The 18,317-nt window shown below is 67.8% G+C and carries 21 protein-coding genes; 10 read left to right on the top strand and 11 right to left on the bottom strand.

All coding sequences use genetic code 11. From position 1 onward, the window contains the following. Nucleotides 1-35: 35 nt before the first annotated feature. Complete coding sequence (locus tag GH266_RS07555) at nt 36-656, bottom strand: 50S ribosomal protein L25/general stress protein Ctc (protein WP_158193344.1); 621 nt, start codon at nt 654-656, stop codon at nt 36-38. A gap of 282 nt (nt 657-938) precedes the next feature. Between GH266_RS07555 and GH266_RS07550 the strand changes: the two genes are divergently transcribed. The 4 genes from GH266_RS07550 (at nt 939) to GH266_RS07535 (ending at nt 4,429) form a co-directional block, all read left to right on the top strand. Next, nucleotides 939-1,556: a hypothetical protein gene (locus GH266_RS07550; RefSeq protein ID WP_158193343.1), complete on the top strand. Its 618-nt coding sequence runs from the start codon at nt 939-941 to the stop codon at nt 1,554-1,556. Nucleotides 1,557-1,744: 188 nt separating this feature from the next. Continuing rightward, the gene (locus tag GH266_RS07545) at nt 1,745-2,779 is read left to right on the top strand and encodes an ABC transporter substrate-binding protein (RefSeq protein WP_158193342.1); all 1,035 of its coding nucleotides are present in this window, start codon (nt 1,745-1,747) and stop codon (nt 2,777-2,779) included. 41 nt (nt 2,780-2,820) lie between these two features. Beyond that, entirely contained in the window at nt 2,821-3,594 is a 774-nt protein-coding gene (locus GH266_RS07540) for an ABC transporter ATP-binding protein (protein ID WP_158193341.1), read from the top strand. Further along, nucleotides 3,581-4,429 (top strand): ABC transporter permease, encoded by an 849-nt coding sequence (locus GH266_RS07535; RefSeq protein WP_158193340.1) that lies wholly within the window; start codon nt 3,581-3,583, stop codon nt 4,427-4,429. The genes GH266_RS07540 and GH266_RS07535 overlap by 14 nt, the downstream gene beginning before the upstream one ends. A 6-nt stretch (nt 4,430-4,435) precedes the next feature. Here GH266_RS07535 and GH266_RS07530 read toward each other — a convergent pair whose 3' ends face one another. The 7 genes from GH266_RS07530 to lgt form a co-directional block, all read right to left on the bottom strand. Continuing rightward, a complete protein-coding gene (locus GH266_RS07530; RefSeq protein ID WP_158196098.1) occupies nt 4,436-4,840 on the bottom strand; it encodes a DUF411 domain-containing protein in 405 nt (134 codons plus the stop codon). 169 nt (nt 4,841-5,009) lie between these two features. Then, nucleotides 5,010-5,942: a ribose-phosphate pyrophosphokinase gene (locus tag GH266_RS07525; protein ID WP_120267020.1), complete on the bottom strand. Its 933-nt coding sequence runs from the start codon at nt 5,940-5,942 to the stop codon at nt 5,010-5,012. Nucleotides 5,943-6,180: 238 nt separating this feature from the next. Continuing rightward, nucleotides 6,181-6,699, bottom strand: coding sequence for a hypothetical protein (locus GH266_RS07520; RefSeq protein WP_158193339.1), 519 nt, complete (start codon nt 6,697-6,699; stop codon nt 6,181-6,183). 98 nt (nt 6,700-6,797) lie between these two features. After that, nucleotides 6,798-7,955 carry a M24 family metallopeptidase gene (locus tag GH266_RS07515; RefSeq protein ID WP_158193338.1) on the bottom strand — a complete coding sequence of 386 codons (1,158 nt, stop codon included), beginning with the start codon at nt 7,953-7,955 and terminating at the stop codon, nt 6,798-6,800. A gap of 3 nt (nt 7,956-7,958) precedes the next feature. After that, nucleotides 7,959-8,729 carry a peptidoglycan editing factor PgeF gene (pgeF, locus tag GH266_RS07510; RefSeq protein ID WP_158193337.1) on the bottom strand — a complete coding sequence of 257 codons (771 nt, stop codon included), beginning with the start codon at nt 8,727-8,729 and terminating at the stop codon, nt 7,959-7,961. A 68-nt stretch (nt 8,730-8,797) separates the two neighbouring features. Next, complete coding sequence (locus GH266_RS07505) at nt 8,798-9,907, bottom strand: class I SAM-dependent methyltransferase (RefSeq protein ID WP_244953790.1); 1,110 nt, start codon at nt 9,905-9,907, stop codon at nt 8,798-8,800. After that, nucleotides 9,904-10,749: a prolipoprotein diacylglyceryl transferase gene (lgt, locus tag GH266_RS07500; protein ID WP_158193336.1), complete on the bottom strand. Its 846-nt coding sequence runs from the start codon at nt 10,747-10,749 to the stop codon at nt 9,904-9,906. The genes GH266_RS07505 and lgt overlap by 4 nt, the downstream gene beginning before the upstream one ends. Before the next feature lie 341 nt (nt 10,750-11,090). Here lgt and GH266_RS07495 point away from each other — a divergent pair, with 341 nt between their 5' ends. The 5 genes from GH266_RS07495 (at nt 11,091) to GH266_RS07475 (ending at nt 14,325) form a co-directional block, all read left to right on the top strand. Beyond that, complete coding sequence (locus GH266_RS07495; protein WP_158193335.1) at nt 11,091-11,375, top strand: accessory factor UbiK family protein; 285 nt, start codon at nt 11,091-11,093, stop codon at nt 11,373-11,375. A gap of 314 nt (nt 11,376-11,689) precedes the next feature. Beyond that, nucleotides 11,690-12,190, top strand: a complete 501-nt coding sequence (locus GH266_RS07490; RefSeq protein WP_120267025.1) for a type III secretion system chaperone family protein — start codon at nt 11,690-11,692, stop codon at nt 12,188-12,190. Continuing rightward, entirely contained in the window at nt 12,187-13,008 is an 822-nt protein-coding gene (gene proC, locus GH266_RS07485) for a pyrroline-5-carboxylate reductase (RefSeq protein WP_158193334.1), read from the top strand. Before GH266_RS07490 ends, proC begins: the two co-directional genes overlap by 4 nt. 170 nt (nt 13,009-13,178) lie before the next feature. Further along, complete coding sequence (locus tag GH266_RS07480) at nt 13,179-13,865, top strand: TetR/AcrR family transcriptional regulator (RefSeq protein ID WP_158193333.1); 687 nt, start codon at nt 13,179-13,181, stop codon at nt 13,863-13,865. A 97-nt stretch (nt 13,866-13,962) separates the two neighbouring features. Continuing rightward, nucleotides 13,963-14,325, top strand: coding sequence for a tRNA-binding protein (locus GH266_RS07475; RefSeq protein WP_158193332.1), 363 nt, complete (start codon nt 13,963-13,965; stop codon nt 14,323-14,325). A gap of 21 nt (nt 14,326-14,346) precedes the next feature. On the opposite strand, the gene GH266_RS07470 is transcribed toward GH266_RS07475, so the two are convergent. Genes GH266_RS07470 through GH266_RS07460 form a run of 3 tightly spaced genes read right to left on the bottom strand, consistent with a single transcriptional unit; the run spans nt 14,347 to nt 17,026 of the window. Next, complete coding sequence (locus GH266_RS07470) at nt 14,347-15,720, bottom strand: ATP-binding protein (RefSeq protein ID WP_158196096.1); 1,374 nt, start codon at nt 15,718-15,720, stop codon at nt 14,347-14,349. Nucleotides 15,721-15,764: 44 nt separating this feature from the next. Further along, complete coding sequence (locus tag GH266_RS07465) at nt 15,765-16,502, bottom strand: response regulator (protein WP_244953788.1); 738 nt, start codon at nt 16,500-16,502, stop codon at nt 15,765-15,767. Then, a complete protein-coding gene (locus GH266_RS07460; protein WP_158193331.1) occupies nt 16,499-17,026 on the bottom strand; it encodes a MarR family winged helix-turn-helix transcriptional regulator in 528 nt (175 codons plus the stop codon). The genes GH266_RS07465 and GH266_RS07460 overlap by 4 nt, the downstream gene beginning before the upstream one ends. Before the next feature lie 307 nt (nt 17,027-17,333). On the opposite strand from GH266_RS07460, the gene GH266_RS07455 reads away from it, so the two are divergent. Then, nucleotides 17,334-18,236: a branched-chain amino acid aminotransferase gene (locus GH266_RS07455; protein WP_158193330.1), complete on the top strand. Its 903-nt coding sequence runs from the start codon at nt 17,334-17,336 to the stop codon at nt 18,234-18,236. Nucleotides 18,237-18,317: the final 81 nt, after the last annotated feature.

Raw genomic sequence — 18,317 nt, 5'->3', positions numbered from 1 at the left:
CCGTCACTTCCCCTCGCCGGTGCCCGAGCGGGGCCTCAGCCCTCGCTCTCGTCCTCGGCAGCCTCGTCATCGTCCGACGCACCGGCGCCGCCGCCCGGGGCAGCGATCGTCGCGAGGGTGAAGTCGCGATCGGTGATGGTCGGGACGGAACCGGCGGGGATGTCCACGGCCGAAATGTGGATCGAGTCGCCGACCTTGGCCTTGGCCAGGTCGATGACGAGCGCATCCGGAATGGCGTCGGCCGGCACGGTCATCTCGACCGTGTGGCGAACCACGTTGAGCACGCCGCCTGCCTTGATGCCCGGGCACTTCTCTTCGTTGATGAAGTGGACCGGCACGTCGACGGTCAGCGTCGCGCCCTTGGACACGCGCAGGAAGTCGACATGGATCAGGTCGTCGCGAACCGGATCGAGCTGGTAGTCCTTGGCGATGACGCGGTGAGCGACGCCGTCGACCTCGATGGTGCCGAGGTTGGTCATGAAGCCGCCGCGGTGCAGGGCGAGCGTCGACTCCTTGAGCGGAATCGCGATCGGCAGGGCAGCTTTCTTCTCACCGTAGATCACGGCGGGGACGAGGCCTTCACGGCGAAGTGCACGAGCGGCCCCCTTGCCAACCCGGTCCCTCACCGAAGCCTTCAGCACATAGCCTTCAGCCATGGTAGTTCTCCTTGATGTTTCGTGAAAGCGGGCGGCTGCCAGTGCTCTGGCCTCAATGCCGACCCGATTGCGCCGCCTCCAGGGGTGCAGGTGCGCGCCGGTGCTATAGCGGAAGCCGCGGAAAAGGGCAAGCGCGCGGCGGGGTTTCGCGTATCCCGATGACGCTGCGGGACGTTCCGATCTTGCATGTTTTCATCAATACCGATTTTTATGTCTGCGGCGTCCGTACCAAGCCCTGCCGACAGAGGGCTTGCCGGAGCGCGGCTGGGGGGAACGGGAAGCATGAGGACCTGGTTTGCAAGGCTGGTGGTAGCGGGCACCCTGGTGTTGGGGCTGACGGGACCGAACGCTGCAGTCGGCCTCAACGTCTTCGAAACGGAACTCGGCCAGCTGGCCAGGACGCGGCTGCTGGAGATCGCCCGCTCGGACGCGGTGGTCGATGCCGTGCGCGAACAGAACCGGACGACCGCCGAACTCAGCGATGCCAGGATCGCCGAACTGGACGGCGAATGGGCGGCCGAGGCCGCCGGCCGGGAAACGGGCGGGGAAACGGGCGGGGAAACGGGACCGCTGATCGCCGAGACGATGGGCCGGCCCGTGTCGCTCTACCTGCGCCAGGTTCAGGAGCGCAGCGAGGGCCTGTTCACCGAGATCATCCTGATGGATGCCCGCGGGCTGAATGTCGGCATCAGCGAGGTCACCTCCGACTACTGGCAGGGCGACGAGGACAAGTGGCAGAAGACGTTCCTCGCCGGTCCGCACAGCCTGCATATCGGCGCTTTGGAGGAAGACCTCTCGACTCGCACGGTGCAGAGCCAGGTGAGCCTGCCGGTCGTCGACCCGGATACGGGCGAGGTGATCGGCGCGCTGACCTTCGGCATCGATGTGGAAGAGCTGTGAAGGTGCGGCAACCGCCCCGGAAACGACCCTGCACAGATTGACAAGGCCGACCTGCTGCGGTCACCTGCCCGCCCGGCACGTTTGCGCCTGCATCGCTGCGGGCGGGATGCGCCGACATATCAGCAAGATGTCCGCATGACGGACTGGACAGGACCGGAGCGGACTTCCGGCCATATGGGGAGGGTGCCATGAAGGCTATGACCAAACGCGGATTCGTGAAACTGGCGGCAGCGGCCGGCATTGCCGCCGGCGTGAGCATCGCTCCGCTCGCCACGGCATTCGCCGCCGACAAGATCACGGTCGGGGCGCTGCGCTTCACCTCGCATGCGCCGAGCTTCATCGCCTTCGAGCGCGGCTATTTCGCCGACGAGGGGCTGGAGGTCAATTTCGAGTTCTTCCAGGCGGCGCAGCCGATGGCGGTGGCCATCGCCTCCGGCGACGTCGACTTCGGCATCACCGCGATTTCCGGCGGCCTGATCAACCTGGCCGAAAAGGGCGCCATCAAGGTCGTCGGCGGTGCGCTGCAGGAAGAGCCGGGCGTCGACGGGCAGATGATCCTCGTGTCCAAGGCGGCCTTCGACGCCGGCCTGACCTCGCCGGCCGGGCTGAAGGGCAAGAGCTTCGGCATCACCCAGACGGGCTCGTCGTTCCACTACATCGCCCACAAGATCGCCGACAAGGAAGGCTTCGACCGCTCGGAGATCACCCTGCGGCCGCTGCAGAAGGTCGGCGCGATCATCGGCGCGCTGAAGACCGCCCAGATCGACGCCTGGGCCATCGTCCCGCACATCGCCAAGCCGCTGGCCGCCGGGCCGGAGATCGAGTCCATCGGCATGGTCGCGGACTATATCCCCGACTACCAGGTGACGACGGTCTTCACCTCGACCGCCAACACCAAGGACAAGCCGGACCTGGTCAAGCGCTTCCTCGCGGCCTTCTCCAAGGGGGCGGCCGACTTCAACGCGGCCTTGATCGACAAGACCACCACGGACGAGGACGCCGAGGCGCTGGTGCAGCTGCTGCACAAGTATGTCTACAACGACCAGCCCTACGAGAAGGCAGCTCCCTCCATCCGCAACGGCGCGATGCGGGTCAACGAGGGCGCGAAGCTCAACATGACCTCGATCGCCGACCAGCTCGACTGGTTCAAGTCCGAGAAGCTGGTGCCCGAGACCGTGACGATGGAGCTCCTCGTCGATCCGAGCTTCGTCGAGACGAACTGAGCCGGAACGGGCAGGCGAAGAGCAGGCAAGGAACGCAGCCGATGGATCTCCTGCTGCGCGGGATTACGCATCGCTATGGCGCGACCGAGGTGCTGAGCGGGATCGACCTTGCGGTCAGCGAGGGCGAGATCGTGTGCATCATCGGTCCGTCGGGCTGCGGCAAGTCGACCCTGCTGCGCTTCATCGGCGGGCTGGAGCGGCCGGACGAGGGCGAGGTGCTGCTCTCCGGTCCGGTGCCCTCCGATTCGCTCAATCCGCTGACCTATGTCTTCCAGGACTTCGCGCTGCTGCCCTGGCGCAGCGTCGAGGCGAATGTCTCGCTGGTTCTGGAAGACCATCCGCTGTCCGCGGCGGAGCGCGAGGAGATCGTCGCCGACGTGCTGGAGCGCACGGGGCTGTCCGACTTCCGCAAGGCGCTGCCGCGGCAGCTTTCCGGCGGCATGAAGCAGCGCGTCGCCATCGCCCGGGCGCTCAGCGTGCGCCCGGCGGTGATGCTGATGGACGAGCCGCTGTCGGCGCTGGACAGCCAGACGCGCGAGCTGCTGATGGACGATCTCGTCGCCCTGTGGCAGCGCGAGCGCTTCACCGCCTGCTACGTCACCCACAATCTCGCCGAGGCCGTGCGTCTCGGCCACCGCATCGTCGTGCTGTCGCGCCGGCCGGGGCGGATCCGCACCATCGTGGAGATCGACCGCGATCTCGGCGCGCGCGAGGCGGGCGACCCGAAGCTGGACGCCGTGCAGCGCGAGCTGTGGCAGCTCCTGCGCGACGAGGCGCGTGCCGCCGACAGGGAGATCGCCGATGACGTCGCTTGACCAGGTGTCCGGCGGCCGGGCGACCGGCGAGAGCGAAGCATCGCGCGAGGACCTGCGCCCGGTTCCCTATCGCGGCGGCGGCTTTCGTCCCGTGCCGATCCGGCTGATCGGGCCGCTCGTCTTCCTGGCGATCATCGCGCTGTGGGAGACCGGCTCGCGCAGCGGCTTCATCAGCAACCTGGTGCTGCCGGCCCCGAGCGAGGCTTTCGAGGCCTTCAGCTACCTGGTCGAATCGGGCCAGCTGTGGCGGCACCTGTCGGCCTCGCTGCAGCGGCTCGTGATCGGCTGGACGCTGGGCACCGCGCTCGGCATCGCCGTCGGGCTCGGCATCGGCCTGTTCTCGCTGGCGCGGGCCGGCCTGCTGCCGCTGGTCTCGGCGCTGTTCCCGATCCCGAAGATCGCCCTCTTGCCGCTCTTCGTGATCTGGTTCGGCATCGGCGAAGGCTCGAAGGTCGCGACGATCCTGTTCGGCTCGTTCTTCCCGACCGTCATCGCCACCTATGGCGGCGTCGACAATGTCGACCGCACGCTTGTGCGCATGGGCCAGTCCTTCGGACTGTCGTGGTGGTCGATCGTGCGCAAGATCATCCTGCCGGGCGCCATGCCGGCGATCCTGTCGGGCTGCAGGATCTCCGCCTCGATCGGCATCATCCTGCTGGTGGCGGCCGAGATGATCGGCGCCGAATACGGCGTCGGCGCCTACATCCTGATGGCCGGAAGCCTGTTCGCCACCGACCAGCTGCTGGCGGGCGTCGCGATCCTGTCGGTGCTCGGCCTCATCGTCAGCTGGCTGATCGGCCGGCTGGAGCGCTGGCTGCTGGCCTGGCGCGGCTGAGGCGGCTCAGCGCGCCCCGACCTGCTCGAAGATGCCGGTGCCGCCGTTGCCGTTCACATAGTGGACGTCGTAGCGGGCGGCAGGGTCCTCGCCCATGCCGAGCGAGCCCGAGGGCATGCCCGGCACGGCCAGCCCTGCGATGGCGGGGCGCTCCGACAGCAGGCGCTGCACGGACGAGAGCGGCACGTGGCCTTCCAGGAAATAGCCGTCGATCATCGCGGTGTGGCAGCCTTCCATGTCGGCGGGCACGCCGGCCTTCGCCTTGATGGGGGCAAGGTCCTCGCGATTCTCGATGCGCACGGTGTAGCCGGCGGCTTGCATCGCCTCGCTCCAGGCCTCGCAGCAGCCGCACCAGGGCGATTTCCACACGGTCATGTCCTTGCTGTCGGCGAATGCCGGCTGGCTCGCCATCAGCGAGCCGAGAAGGACGAGCGTGCTTGCAAGACGTGCTTTCACGGGAAGTCTCCTGACCTTGCTTCGATGGCAGCGAGTGTCGGGCTTCCAGCAGGGGGAAGGTCAAACGAAAATGCCCGGAGCCTTGCGGCGTCCGGGCATTCGAAAGGATTGCGGCAGGCAGGGCTCAGCCGAACAGGCTGGACACCGACTGCTCGAGCGCGGTGCGCGAGATCGCCTCGCCCATGAGCGGGGCGATGGAGATGGTGCGGATGTTCGGCGCGGCAAGCACGGCGGCCGTCGGCTCGATGGAATTGGTGATCACCAGTTCCTTGAGCTTGGACGAGGACACGCGCGCAACCGCACCGCCGGACAGGACGCCGTGGGTGATGTAGGCGGTGACCGACTTGGCGCCCTGGGCGAGCAGCGCTTCGGCGGCGTTGCACAAGGTGCCGCCGGAATCGACGATGTCGTCGACCAGGATGCAGTCGCGGCCCGACGGATCGCCGATGATGTTCATGACCTCCGACTCGCCAGGCTTGTCGCGGCGCTTGTCGACGATGGCCAGCGGCGCATCGATTCGCTTGGCCAGCGCGCGGGCACGGACCACGCCGCCGACATCCGGGGAGACGACCATGACGTTGTCCGTCGAGTAGCGCTCCTTGATGTCGCGGGTCATCACCGGCGCGGCGAACAGGTTGTCGGTCGGGATGTCGAAGAAGCCCTGGATCTGTCCGGCATGCAGGTCCAGCGTCAGCACGCGATGGGCACCGGCATGGGTGATCAGGTTGGCGACCAGCTTGGCCGAGATCGGCGTGCGGCCGGAGGCGCGGCGATCCTGGCGGGCGTAGCCGAAATAGGGCACGACCGCGGTGATGCGCTTGGCGGAGGAGCGGCGCAGAGCGTCGATGACGATCAGCAGCTCCATCAGGTGGTCATTGGCGGGAAAGCTGGTCGACTGCAGGACGAAAACGTCCTCGCCGCGCACGTTTTCCTGCAGTTCGACGAAAATCTCCTGGTCGGCGAAACGGCGCACCTGACACTTTGCCAGGGGCGCCCCGAGATAGGACGAGATTTCCTCTGCAAGCGCGCGATTGGAATTGCCCGCGACGATCTTCATGGCCCGCAAGTCCTTTCTTGGGTCCGTCGCCGCACGGGGAACGCAGCGCCGGCACGACAGGGTCACACGGTGGTCTGTCTGGTCTTCTTTCGTGGCCTAGGTCGAAGCGCGGCAGGCCAGACCGGAGTCCGGCATTGGCGAGCCTTCCTCCTACAGGCGGCGGCGTTTTAACAACGCGTCCCGCCTTGCACAACCGGCCAGTGCGCCTGTCGGCTATTTTTCCTTGATATCGGCGCGCTCAGCGGCGCAGCCAGGCAGCGAGTTCGGCGACGGAGCGGCGCGCGGCCCGGTTCAGCGCATCGTCGTCGATGCCCGACCAGGGGTCGCCGGAGGAACCGGGGGCCGATTCCTGCCCCAGGATGCGGTGCAGTCTGTTGCCGCCGGCATCGACGACGTCGAACACGTAGAAGAGCGTCGTCTGGGACTGGTCGCCGGACGCGGAGAGGTAGCCGTTGATGCGATAGGAGGCCGGTGCCCCGACACGGCGCACCAGGCGAAGGTTCTGGTTGCGCGCCTCGGCGCCGATCTGCCGCGACAGGGCGTCGGCGATGTTGCCGGGGGCGCCGGTGAAGGGCTCGAAGGCGAAGGTCGCCTGGTCCGCCGGGACGCTGGGCACCGGGACGGCGGCAGGCTGCGAGCGCGAGCCGGAGACATAGGCGGGCGGGGTGGGATCGCCGGCACAGGCCGCCAGCAGGAGCGCGAGCGCCGGCACAGCGGCACGCAGAACGGTTTTTCTGGTGGAATGGAACGCGTTCATCTGGCCTTGCTGGTCCCCGTATCCGTCTTCGGTCCTGGACCGGCTGCGGGGCGAACGCGCCTCCTGGCGTCCGCGGCACCGGTTTCAGGTTTCTTCGTTTAGCCCGCCTTGACCGGCAGGTCGAGGGGGAGCTTGGAAAGACACTCCGCGCGCCCCTCATGCGTCAGGTAGGTCTGGCCGAGCGACATGGCCGCGCCGTTGTCGGAATCCATCAGGATCATGTGCGTGAAGATAACCATGCCGGGCACGATGCGGGCCGGATTGCCGCGATAGGCCATCGGCCAGTCCATCCAGCTCGGCGCAAAGCGCGCGCCCAGCGAATAGCCGCAGGCATTGAGCCGGTGGGCACCTTCCCCGCGTGCGTCCACCTCGCGGGCATGGGCCTCGAAGACCTCGCCGAAGGTGCGGCCCGGAACGAGGCACTCCTCGACCGCGGCGAGCGCCGCGCGTGCCGCGTCGTAAAGGGCGACATGCCGGCCGGTCGGCTCGCCGACGATGACCGTGCGCATGGCGGCGACATGATAGCGGCGGAAGGCACCGGCCCACTCCAGCGTCAGCTGGTCGTTGCGGTCCAGCACCCGGCGGCCGGTCTGATAGCGGCACAGCAGGGCCTCGGGCCCGGAGCCGATGATGAACTCGTTGCCCGGATAGTCGCCGTCGCCGGCAAAGACCGCGCCCTGCATGGCGGCGAGGATCTCGCCCTCGCGGGCTCCCTCCCTGACCAGCGGCAGGGCGGCCTCATAGGCGGCGTCGGTCAGGCTGGCCGCGCGGCGGACATAGGCGATCTCGGCCGGCGACTTCACGGCGCGCAGGTGCTGCACGACCATCGAGGCGTCTTCCAGGCGCGCGAAATCGGACATCAGCGTCGCGATGTCGATGGCGATGCGCCCGGTCATGCCGTGGGTGTCGTATTCGACGCCGATGCGGGCGCCGCCGAGGCCCAGTTCTGCAAGCAGGTCGCGCAGCTGCAGCACCGGCGAGGCGCCGTCGCGGTCCTCCCACACGCGGATGTCCTCCAGGATGGAGGTGATCTGCGCCTGGCGCAGGTCGGCCGAACGGGTGAGCAGGACGATGGCGCCGTCGCGGGTGACCACCATCGACTGGAAGAAGCAGAAGCCGAACGTGTCGTAGCCGGTCAGCCAGAACATGCTCTCCTGGGCGAAGAGCAGCATGGCGTCGTGGCCGGTGTCAGTCATGCGGGCGCGAAGGGCGTCGAGCCGGGAGGCGTATTCCTCCCGCGTGAAGGCGAGCGACATGGATCAGCTTCCCGACAAGGCGATGGCGGAGACGAGGCGGCCGTAATCCGGCTCGCCGCGATGGGTGGCGCGGCGGTAGGAGAAGAACAGCTCCTCCTGCGCATAGGTGCAGCGGTCGAGATTGGCGGCGATCGCCACACCTGCCGCCTGCAGCCGCGCCAGGATATAGGCGGGCAGGTCGAACATCGCGTGGCCGGCGTTTTCTGACGGAGAGAAGAAGCGTTGGTTTGCGGTGTCCGCCTCGAGAAAGCGGGTGACGAATTCTTCGCCGACTTCGTAATTCGCCCTGGAGATCGTCGGGCCGAGCACGGCGACGACCCGCTCGTTGCGCGCGCCGAGCTGCTGCATCGCGGCAAGCGTTGCCTCCAGGACGCCCGTGAAGGCGCCGCGCCAGCCGGCATGGGCGGCGCCGATGACACGGGCTTGCGGATCGGCGAAGAGCACCGGGCCGCAATCGGCGGTGGAGATGGCGAGGGCGATGCCGGGTCGGTCGGTCACCAGCGCATCGCCGCGCGGCTGGGCATCCGGCTCCCACGGGGCATCGACCACGATCGCATCCGGAGAATGGTGCTGGTCGGGCGACAGCAGGGCCCCTGGAGCCACGCCCATCAGGCTGGCGACGCGGGTGCGGTTTTCCAGGACGGCGGCGCGCTCGTCGCGCGAGCCGAGGCCGATGTTAAGCGAGGCGTAGATGCCGCTGGAGACGCCGCCCTGCCGGGTGAAGAAGCCGTGCGAGACACCGGGAAGTCCGGCAAGGTCCGGGGAGGTGAGCATGGGGCGTGAGGACCTGTTTCGTGGCGGGGCGATGTTTGCCGGGATGGTGGTTTGAAGCGGAGCCGGTGTCAAACGCCATCGAAAAGCGGCAGAACGACCTCATGGGGTGCAACGGCAAGCACCTTGAAAAGCTCGCCCATTTCCTGTGGCGCTGCCAGCCGCTCGACCTCGCCGCGGATGCGCTCCTGCTCTTGCGGCGAGCGGCCCGCGCCGACCTGGCCGGCGCGCTCCAGCAGGCCGAGGCGGAGCAGGAAGTCGCCTTGCGTCATCAGGGCGCGCGGGCGCAGCCCGCCGGTGCGGGCGGCACGGGCCAGCGCCTCGAAATTCACATGGGCGGTGAGGTCGGCCCGGCCCGGCTCGGCGAGCACCTCGACATGGCGATGGGCGCGAAGGGCCTGCAGCGTCTCGCCGGTGGCGGTGCGGGCATAGCCGTAGTCGATGGCGAGCAGGGCGCCGCCCTGCCGGGCGATGCGGCCGGCAAGCTCTTCCATCAGCGCATTGGCGAGCGGCTGGGTCTCGAGGATCGCGCCCTCGGCAGCGCCGGCAAGATCGGCCGGCAGGGAGCCGGGGTCGAGGCTGCCGGTGCCGGCGACGAACTGGAGGGCGCCGGACGCACCCAGTCCGACGGCCCGCTCGCGCCAGCCCTGGGCCGTCCTGACATATTGGCGGATGGGCAGGGCGTCGAAGAACTCGTTGGCGACGACGAGCAGCGGCGCGTCTTCGGGCAGGTCGGCGATGCGCTCGTGCCAGTGCGCGTGCGCTGCGGCCTCGCCCAGCGTGGTGCGCTGGATGGCGCGCAGCCGGCGGCTGGTCTCCACCAGATGGACGGCGGCCGCCTCGCGAAAGGCCGGGCGCAGGGCGGCGACGCGCAGCATGTCGGCCATCAAGGTGCCGCGGCCGGGGCCGAGTTCGACCAGATGAACGCGCTGAGGGCTACCGAGGGCGGCATGGGCCTGGACGAGCCAGGCGCCGACCAGCTCGCCGAAGAACTGGCTGACTTCCGGCGCGGTGATGAAGTCGCCATCCGCGCCGAAGGGCTCGGCCTGCATGTAGTAGCCGTGCTCGGGATCAGCGAGGCACAGGCCCATGAAGTCGAAGACCGACATGGGGCCGCCGGCCTCGATCAGCGTACGGATGCGCGCGCCGAGCGGCGTTGTCTGCGGCTCGGAGGACGTCACGCGGTCCGGTCCGGCGCGGTGCTGTCGTCCGCGGGCGGCTTGCGCAGCGCCCGCGCGATGGCCCACAGGCCGACCGCGATCATCGGCAGCGACAGCAGGATGCCCATGGTGAGGCCCGGGCCGAGATAGCCGATATGCGCATCCGGAACCCGGAAGAATTCGACGAAGGAGCGCGACAGGCCGTAGCCGAGCGCGAAGGTGCCGGCGACGAGGCCGGGGCGGCGGAAGCCGCCGCGCAACAGCACGATGCGGGCGACGACGAGCAGCAGCAGGCCCTCGAGCGCGGCCTCGTAGAGCTGGCTCGGATGACGGGGTTCGGGTCCGGCGCCGGGAAAGACGAAGGCCCACGGCACGTCGGTCACTCGGCCCCACAGCTCGCCATTGATGAAGTTGGCGAGGCGCCCGAAGAACAGGCCGATGGGCGCGACGGCGCCGGCCAGATCGAACAGCGTCCACAGCGGAATGCCGCGCCGCCAGGCGAAGACGACCATGGCGAGAACGACGCCGAGGAAGCCGCCGTGGAAGGACATGCCGCCCGTCCAGACCTGCAGGATGTCCATCGGGTTCTGCAGGTAATAGGCCGGCGCGTAGAACAGCACGTAGCCGAGGCGCCCGCCGAGGATCGTGCCGATGGTCGCGTAGACGATAAAATCGTCGACATCGACCAGCGAGGGACGCGGCGTCCTGCCCCACAGATCGTCGCGGGAGACGAGGCCGCGCATGTAGCGCCAGCCGAGCAGCAGCCCGGCGATATAGGCCAGCGCGTACCAGCGGATCGCGAAGGGGCCGAGTTCGATCAGCACGGGATCGATGGCAGGGAAGGGCAGGGCAAGGATCGGCATGGGGGCTCCGGCTCGCCGGCGGACCGGCAGGACATGCGGCGCGACGTTGCCGCTCCGGGCAGCGTGCGTCAAGGCTGCGGCGATTTCTCCTCACCAGTGTGGCGAATTTGAAATGCGCTCCGGGTTGCTGCCCGAACAGACGCATTTCAAATTCGAAAACCACTCTGGAAACATACGCTTGCCGGTCATCCGCTTTGAACCTGAAGTTCGTGCGGTGCATGCTGCAAGATGTGGCGAACTTCAGGTTCGGATGACTGGGGTGTTTCGTCGCGCACAAAAGCGCACTACCTAGGAGAAAGTACGACGCGGCCCGACGGGCCGGCAGCAGGGAAGGACTGGCCATGACACAGGGACCGAACCGGGTTCTCGACGATTTCGCCAAGCTGATGACGGATATGGCCGGTGTCGCCCAGGGCGCGCGGCGCGAGGTGGAGACCGCCTTCCGGGCGCAGGCCGAGCGGTTTCTCGCCGACATGGACCTGGTCAAGCGCGAAGAACACGATGTCGTGAAGGACATGGCGGCGCGGGCGCTCGACCGGATCGACGAACTCGAGGCGCGGATCGCCGCGCTGGAGACGCCGGCGGCAAAGCCGCGCCCGGCCAAGGGGAAAGCGGCGGAAGACTGAGGCCGCGAGCGGCTCCGCGAATCGGTACAGGATCGACACCCGGCGTCTTTCGCCGGGTGCGGGGAAAAGACGCTGCGGCGCCTCGCCGTCCACAGCTTCAAAAGCGTAAAGAAAAGTGAACATATCCTTGAAATAAGTTCTCCCTATATACTGAAGTCAGGCGGAGATTCGCGGGACGGCGATGCCGAGGGGCATGAAACGTCATCGCGGCTCGCGGACATTCGCTTGCGGCAGGCCAGCATCCTGCGGACCGACACGGTGGCCACGCGCTTCGGCAGCGCCGCGCATGGCCCGCAAGCCGAGAGGAACCTCCCATGAGCCTCATCGACATCGACTTCGAACGGCCCGCCAACCCCGTCGACACGATCGAGCATATCGCCGCCATCAACGACTGGTCCTTCGAGCGCTCCTGCGACGAAGAGATCACGATTTCCGTTGCCGGCCACTGGTGCGACTATCACGTCTCCTTCTCCTGGATGGAGGACCTGGAGGCGCTGCACCTGGCCTGCGCCTTCGACCTGAAGGTGCCGGATCCGCGCCGCACCGAGGTCGTGCGCCTGCTGGCGCTCGTCAACGAGCAGCTGTGGATGGGGCATTTCGACCTTTGGAACCGCGAGGGCGTGGTGATTTTCCGCCAGTCGCTGCTGCTCGCCGGCGGTGCCGAGGCGACCTCCAAGCAGATCGAGGGACTGCTCACCAACGCGCTCGACTCCTGCGAGCGCTACTACCAGGCCTTCCAGTTCGTGGTCTGGGCGGGTAAAAGCGCCTCCGAGGCAATCGACACCGCCTTGTTCGAAACCGCGGGGGAAGCATGAGTTTTTCGAAGGAGCGTCCGCTCGTCCTTGTCGGAGCCGGCAAGATGGGAGGCGCCATGCTGTCGGGCTGGCTCGCCGCCGGAACCGACCCTGAAGCCGTTCTCGTCGTCGATCCCAAGCCGTCGACCGAGCTGCTCGACATGGTGGCGAAGTCCGGCATCGGCCATGCGGAGGCCGTCACCGACGGGCTGAAGGCTGGCGTGCTGCTGGTGGCCCTGAAGCCGCAGATCATGGAAAGCGTGCTGCCGAGCCTGGCGCCTGCCGTCGACGACCGCACGCTGGTGATCTCGGTCGCGGCCGGAACCCCGGTTGCGGCGTTCCGCAAGGCGTTCGGCGACGTGGCCATCGTTCGCGTCATGCCGAACACCCCGTCCCAGGTCGGGCGCGGCATGAGCGTCGGCTACGCCAACGACCGGACGGACGGCGAGCAGCGGGCGACCGTCGATCGGTTGCTCGCGGCCATCGGCGCGTCCGACTGGGTCGAGCAGGAAGAGCAGATCGATGCGGTCACCGCCGTCAGCGGGTCGGGCCCTGCCTATGTCTTCTACCTGACCGAGGCGCTGGCGGCTGCCGGCGTCAAGGCGGGCCTGCCGGAAGACCTGGCGATGCGCATCGCCCGCCAGACCGTGTGCGGCGCGGGCGAGCTGCTGTATCGCTCGGACCTGCCGGCGGCGGAGCTGCGCCAGAACGTCACCTCGCCGAACGGGACGACCGCTGCTGCGCTCGCCGTGCTGATGGAGCCGGAAACCGGCATCCAGCCGGTGATGGACAAGGCCGTGGCGGCCGCGCGCAAGCGCTCGCAGGAACTGGCCGGCTGACGGAACGCGTTGCGGCGCCTGGATCGAGGCATCGGATGTGGCGCCGCACCCGCTTTCTTGCACCAAGGCTCGAAAAATCGCCTCGGGTTCCCTACATCTTTCTCAGGTGTTCGTGACCGGCCTGTCGCAGCGGCGGCTGAAATTCGGTCACATGCGATCCGGAGGTGACCATGGCCACCGCGAAAACCAGGCAGAAGATCGTCGCAAGCTTCCTCTCGCTTCTCGGCGAAAAGGGCTGGCACGGCTTCGAGATGGCGGATGTCGCGCGCGAGGCGGGCGTCAAGCTGTCGGTGCTGCGCGCAGAGTTTCCCGGCAAGACGGCGTGTCTGCGGGCATTCCTGTCCGACATCGACCAGAAAGTGCTCGATTCCATCGATCCCGACATGGACGATGAGCCGGCGCGCGAGCGGCTGTTCGACGTGCTGATGACGCGTCTCGACGCGCTGTCTCCCCACCGGGAAGCGATCCGCGCCCTGCGCAAGGCGGTGCAGCGCGATCCGCAGCTGGCGCTCAAGCTCAACCGCGAGGCTGTCACCTCGCAGCGCTGGATGCTGACGGCAGCCGGCATTCCGGCGGGAGGGCCGCGCGCTGCGGTGATGTCGCAGGCGCTGGTGGTGGCCTTCGCCCGTGTCGTGGACGTCTGGCTCGACGACGAGGATCCCGGTCTTGCCCGGACCATGTCGGCGCTGGCCCGCCAGCTCGACGAGGGCGAGGTGTGGATGGGCCGGCTCGACCGTGTCGGCCGTTTCCTGAAGCCGTTCCTGGCGCGCGCCCGCGAGCGCGGCACGCGGCAGGACGACAGTCCGCCCCAGGCCGACGGGCCGGAGGAAGCCGGGGCTTCCCCGACCGCTGCCTGACGACTAAAGTGGCGGGAGCGCCGCACCTCCGCGCCGGCCGAAAGGCCCGCGCGGGCTTTCACGTTCCCGCCTACCGTCGTCCAGGACACCATCCATCATGACGAAAGACCATGCGGCCGCTTCGCCGGCCATTTCCTTTGACGAGTTCCTCAAGGTCGACATCCGCGTCGGCCGTATTGTCGAGGCAGCGCCCTTTCCGCAGGCCCGCAAGCCGGCGATCAAGCTGGTGATCGATTTCGGCGCCGAGATCGGCTTCAAGAAATCCAGTGCCCAGATCACCCGCCACTACACGCCGGAAGAGCTGGTCGGCCGCCAGGTGATGGCGGTCGTCAACTTCCCGCCGCGCCAGATCGGGCCGATGATGTCGGAAGTGCTGACGCTCGGCGTGCCCGATGCCGATGGCGAGGTCGTGCTGCTGGCGCCGGACCAGGACGTGCCGCTCGGCGGCCGCCTGTTCTGAGGTCCTCCCGCGTCCGTCTTCCTATACCGGGATGCGGACGCGGGCACGCAGGCCGCCCAGCGTGTCGCTGTCGCCGAGCATGATGTCGCCGCCATGGGCGCGCACGACGTCGCGGGCGATGGCAAGGCCAAGGCCGCTGCCGCCGCTGTCGCGGTTGCGCGCCTGATCGAGCTGATAGAACGGGCGGAAGACATTTTCCCGCTCCTCAGGGGGGACGCCGGGCCCGTCGTCGTCGATGGTGATGGTCAGCCAGCCGTCCGCGTTGCGCCCTTCGATGGCCAGCCGGTTGCCGTGGCGGGCCGCGTTGGTGACGAGGTTGGTCAGGGCCCGCTTGAAGGCGCTGGGCCGCAGCGTGACCTCCGGCGGGCCGTCCAGGTGAGAGGTCACCGAGGCGCCGAGAATCTCGGCTTCCGCCTCCAGCTCCTCGAACAGCAGGGCGATATCGGTGGGCTGCGCCTGCTCGTCGCCCTCGCCGCGGGCGAAGGCGAGATAGTCCTCCAGCATCGTCTTCATCTCGTCGACATCGCGCTGCAGGGCGCGCACCTCCTCGCTGTCGGGGAAGAGCGCGAGCTGCAGGCGAAACCGCGTCAGGATGGTCCTGAGGTCGTGGCTGACGCCCGCAAGCATCGCCGTGCGCTGCTCGATCTGGCGTTCGATGCGCCGGCGCATCTCGATGAAGGCCTGGGCGGCCCGGCGCACCTCGCGCGCGCCGCTGGGGCGGAAGTCCTCGATCGGCCGGCCCTTGCCGAAGCTCTCCGCGGCATTCGCCAGCCGCTCCACCGGCCGGGTCTGGTTGCGCAGGAACAGCATCGCGAGGATGACCAGCACGAGCGAGGTCGACACCATCCAGACGATGAAGAGATGCGAGTTGGACGCATAGGTCTGGCTGCGGCGCGCGATGACCCGCAGCACGTTGTTTTCCAGCTTGATGCGCAGCTCCACGAAGCTGGAGCGGCCGACGGTGTCGATCCAGAAGGGCTTGCCGATCCGGGCGGCGACCTGCTGCGACAGATAGCGGTCGAGGATATCGAAAAAGGGCTTGGGACGCGGTGGCGGCAGCGGCTCGAGCGGCAGCAGGGTGATGGCAAGGCCGAGGTCGCTGCGTGCCATTTCGGTGATCTTCTGGAATTCCTCTTCGCTGCGGCTTCCCTCGGTCAGGCGCACGATCATCGAGATGTCGCGCACGACCGCGTCCGACAGCCGCTGCGTGACGAGATTGTAGTGCCGCTCCATGAAGACGAAGGCGAGCACGGCCTGCATGACTACCAGCGGGGTGATGATGATCAGCAGCGTGCGGGTGAAAAGGCCTTTCGGCATGCGCCGGTACAGCGCGCCTGCAAGGGCCCGGTAAGGCGCGGCCAACAGCCCGCCCAGCCGGCGCAGGCTAGCTGGCATCGGGAGGGCGCGAAGGCGGGCGAGGGCGCTGCGAAACGGAGTGCTCAGTCGCATACGAGCCGGTAGCCGATGCCGCGCACGGTCTGCAGATAGAGCGGGTTGCCGGGGTCCGTCTCGATCTTGCGCCGCAGCCGGTTGATCTGCACGTCGACCGTGCGTTCGCCGAGCCCGCTGTCGTCGCCGACGATCTCGTTGCGGGGGACGGTCTCGTTGGGCTTTTCGGTGAAGAGCGCCAGGATCTCCTTTTCCCGGTCGGTAAGACGGATCACCTCCTCGCCGCGGCGCAGCTCGCGGCGCGCGGCGTCGAAGACATAGGGGCCGAAGCGGATATCGGTCGGCTCGTTGACCTCGGGCGTGGAGCGTCGGCGCAGGATCGCGCGAATGCGCAGCAGCAGCTCGCGCGGCTCGAACGGCTTGACCAGATAGTCGTCGGCGCCGGCCTCCAGACCGGCGATCCGGTCGGCGGCGTCGGAACGGGCCGTCAGCATCAGGATCGGCACGTCGGAGCGGGCATGCAGGTCGGCGGCGAGTTCCAGCCCGCTCTCGCCCGGCATCATCACGTCGACCACCAGGAGGTCGAAGGCCAGCCCGTTGAGACGCCGGCGCGCCTCGGCGGCGGAGGCCGCGACCGTGATGCGGAAGCCGTGCTCGGCCAGGAAGCGCTTCAGCAGCGTACGGATGCGGGTGTCGTCGTCCACCAGCAGCAGGTGAGGGGCATCGTCCTGCAGACTGGCTGCCGGCGCTGCGCTCGCGGCCTGGCTCTCGATGCTGTCGGTCGTCACGGGATCACTCTCGTCTGGGCCGGCCGGTCAATCAGGCGGGCAACGTCGCCGCGCTGGTCCGGATCGATCATATGATACAGGAACTGCCGGGCGATATCGTGGCTCTCCGGCGGCATGTCGCCGAGCGCCCGGCGGATGCGGCGGGACTGGAGGTCGGTGAGACGGGCCGCCAGCTGCTCGCCCTCGGCCGTGGCAAAGAGCAGCCGCTCGCGGCGGTCCTGCGGCCCGGGCTCCTGCAGGATATAGCCTTCCTCCACCAGCTGCTTCAGCACCCGGGCGAGGCTCTGCTTGGTGATCTTGAGGATCGCCAGCAGGTCGGTGACGCGCAGGCCCGGATTGCGGCTGACGAAATGCAGCACGCGGTGATGGGCCCGCCCGAAACCGAACTCGGCGAGCGCCGCATCCGGATCCGCGGTGAAGTCGCGATAAGCGAAGAACAGCAACTCGATGAGGTCGATGGGGATCTCCGTCGAGGTGGCCGGCTGGCCCTGTTTCGCGCCTTGCGAGAAATTTACGTCAGCCATATTGACTTATTTCCGACCGATTGTTACACGTATCCAGTCTGCAGCGAAACGATCGTACGTCATCGCCCTTCAAGCATGGTAGATGTTGTCCGTCGGCGTTGCAGAACGCGGCTTTCCGGGCTAGGCGTGCGACTCCGGTGTCGTGCGTGTTCAGGCGCCGAGAGGCCCGTCACCATACAAACAGTTGACGGGCCGCGCAAAGCCGCGAGACGGAACCACATTTCAGTCGTGACGGTGCCGGCCGGACCGGTATCTCATTCAAACGCAAACGGGATTGAGCCCGTTGCCTGTTTCGGGAGTAGTTCATATGGCGCAGCTGCCCTTTGACCAACGCGAAGGCCACATCTGGTATGATGGCGCATTCGTGCCGTGGGCCGATGCCAAGCTCCACGTACTGAGCCACGGCCTGCACTATGCCAGCAGCGTCTTCGAGGGCGAGCGCGCCTATGGCGGCGAGGTGTTCAAGCTCGACGAGCATACCGAGCGCCTGCACGAGTCGGCCCGCATCCTCGGCTTCGAGATCCCCTACAGTGCCGAGACCATCAACCAGGCGACGCGCGAGCTGCTGGCCAAGGGCAATCTGGTCGACGCCTACGTCCGTCCGGTGGCCTGGCGCGGCAGCGAGATGATGGGCGTGTCGGCCCAGTCCAACACCATTCACCTGGCGATCGCCGCCTGGGAGTGGCCGAGCTACTTCAAGCCGGAAGAGCGGCTGAAGGGCATTCGTCTCGACATGGCGGCCTATCGCCGGCCGGACCCGATGACGGCTCCCTCGCGCTCCAAGGCGGCCGGCCTCTACATGATCTGCACGATCTCCAAGCACGATGCCGAGCGCAAGGGCTATGCCGACGCCCTGATGCTCGACTGGCGCGGACAGATCGCCGAGGCGACGGGTGCCAACGTCTTCTTCGTGAAGGACGGCAAGATCCATACGCCGACGCCGGATTGCTTCCTCGACGGCATCACCCGCCGCACGGTCATCGACCTGGCCAAGCGGCGTGGCTTCGAGGTGATCGAGCGGGCGATCCTGCCGGACGAGATGGAGGGCTTCGAGGCCTGCTTCCTCACCGGCACGGCGGCGGAAGTGACCCCGGTCTCCGAGGTCGGACCGTACACGTTCACGGTCGACGCGATCACCAAGACGTTGATGGAAGACTATCACGTCGAGGTGCAGCCGAAGGCTGCGGCCAAGGTCGCCGCTGCCGGCTGATCTCCCGGCGGTTCTGCGGACGAATATGCGAAGGGCGGCCGGTTGGCCGCCCTTTTGCTTTTTTCGCTGAGAACCGGTCCG

It is taken from the genome of Stappia indica (genome assembly GCF_009789575.1).
Taxonomy (GTDB): Bacteria; Pseudomonadota; Alphaproteobacteria; order Rhizobiales; family Stappiaceae; genus Stappia; species Stappia indica_A.
The sequence above is the reverse complement of the archived record's forward strand: the minus strand, read 5'-3'. Positions and strand labels throughout refer to the sequence as shown.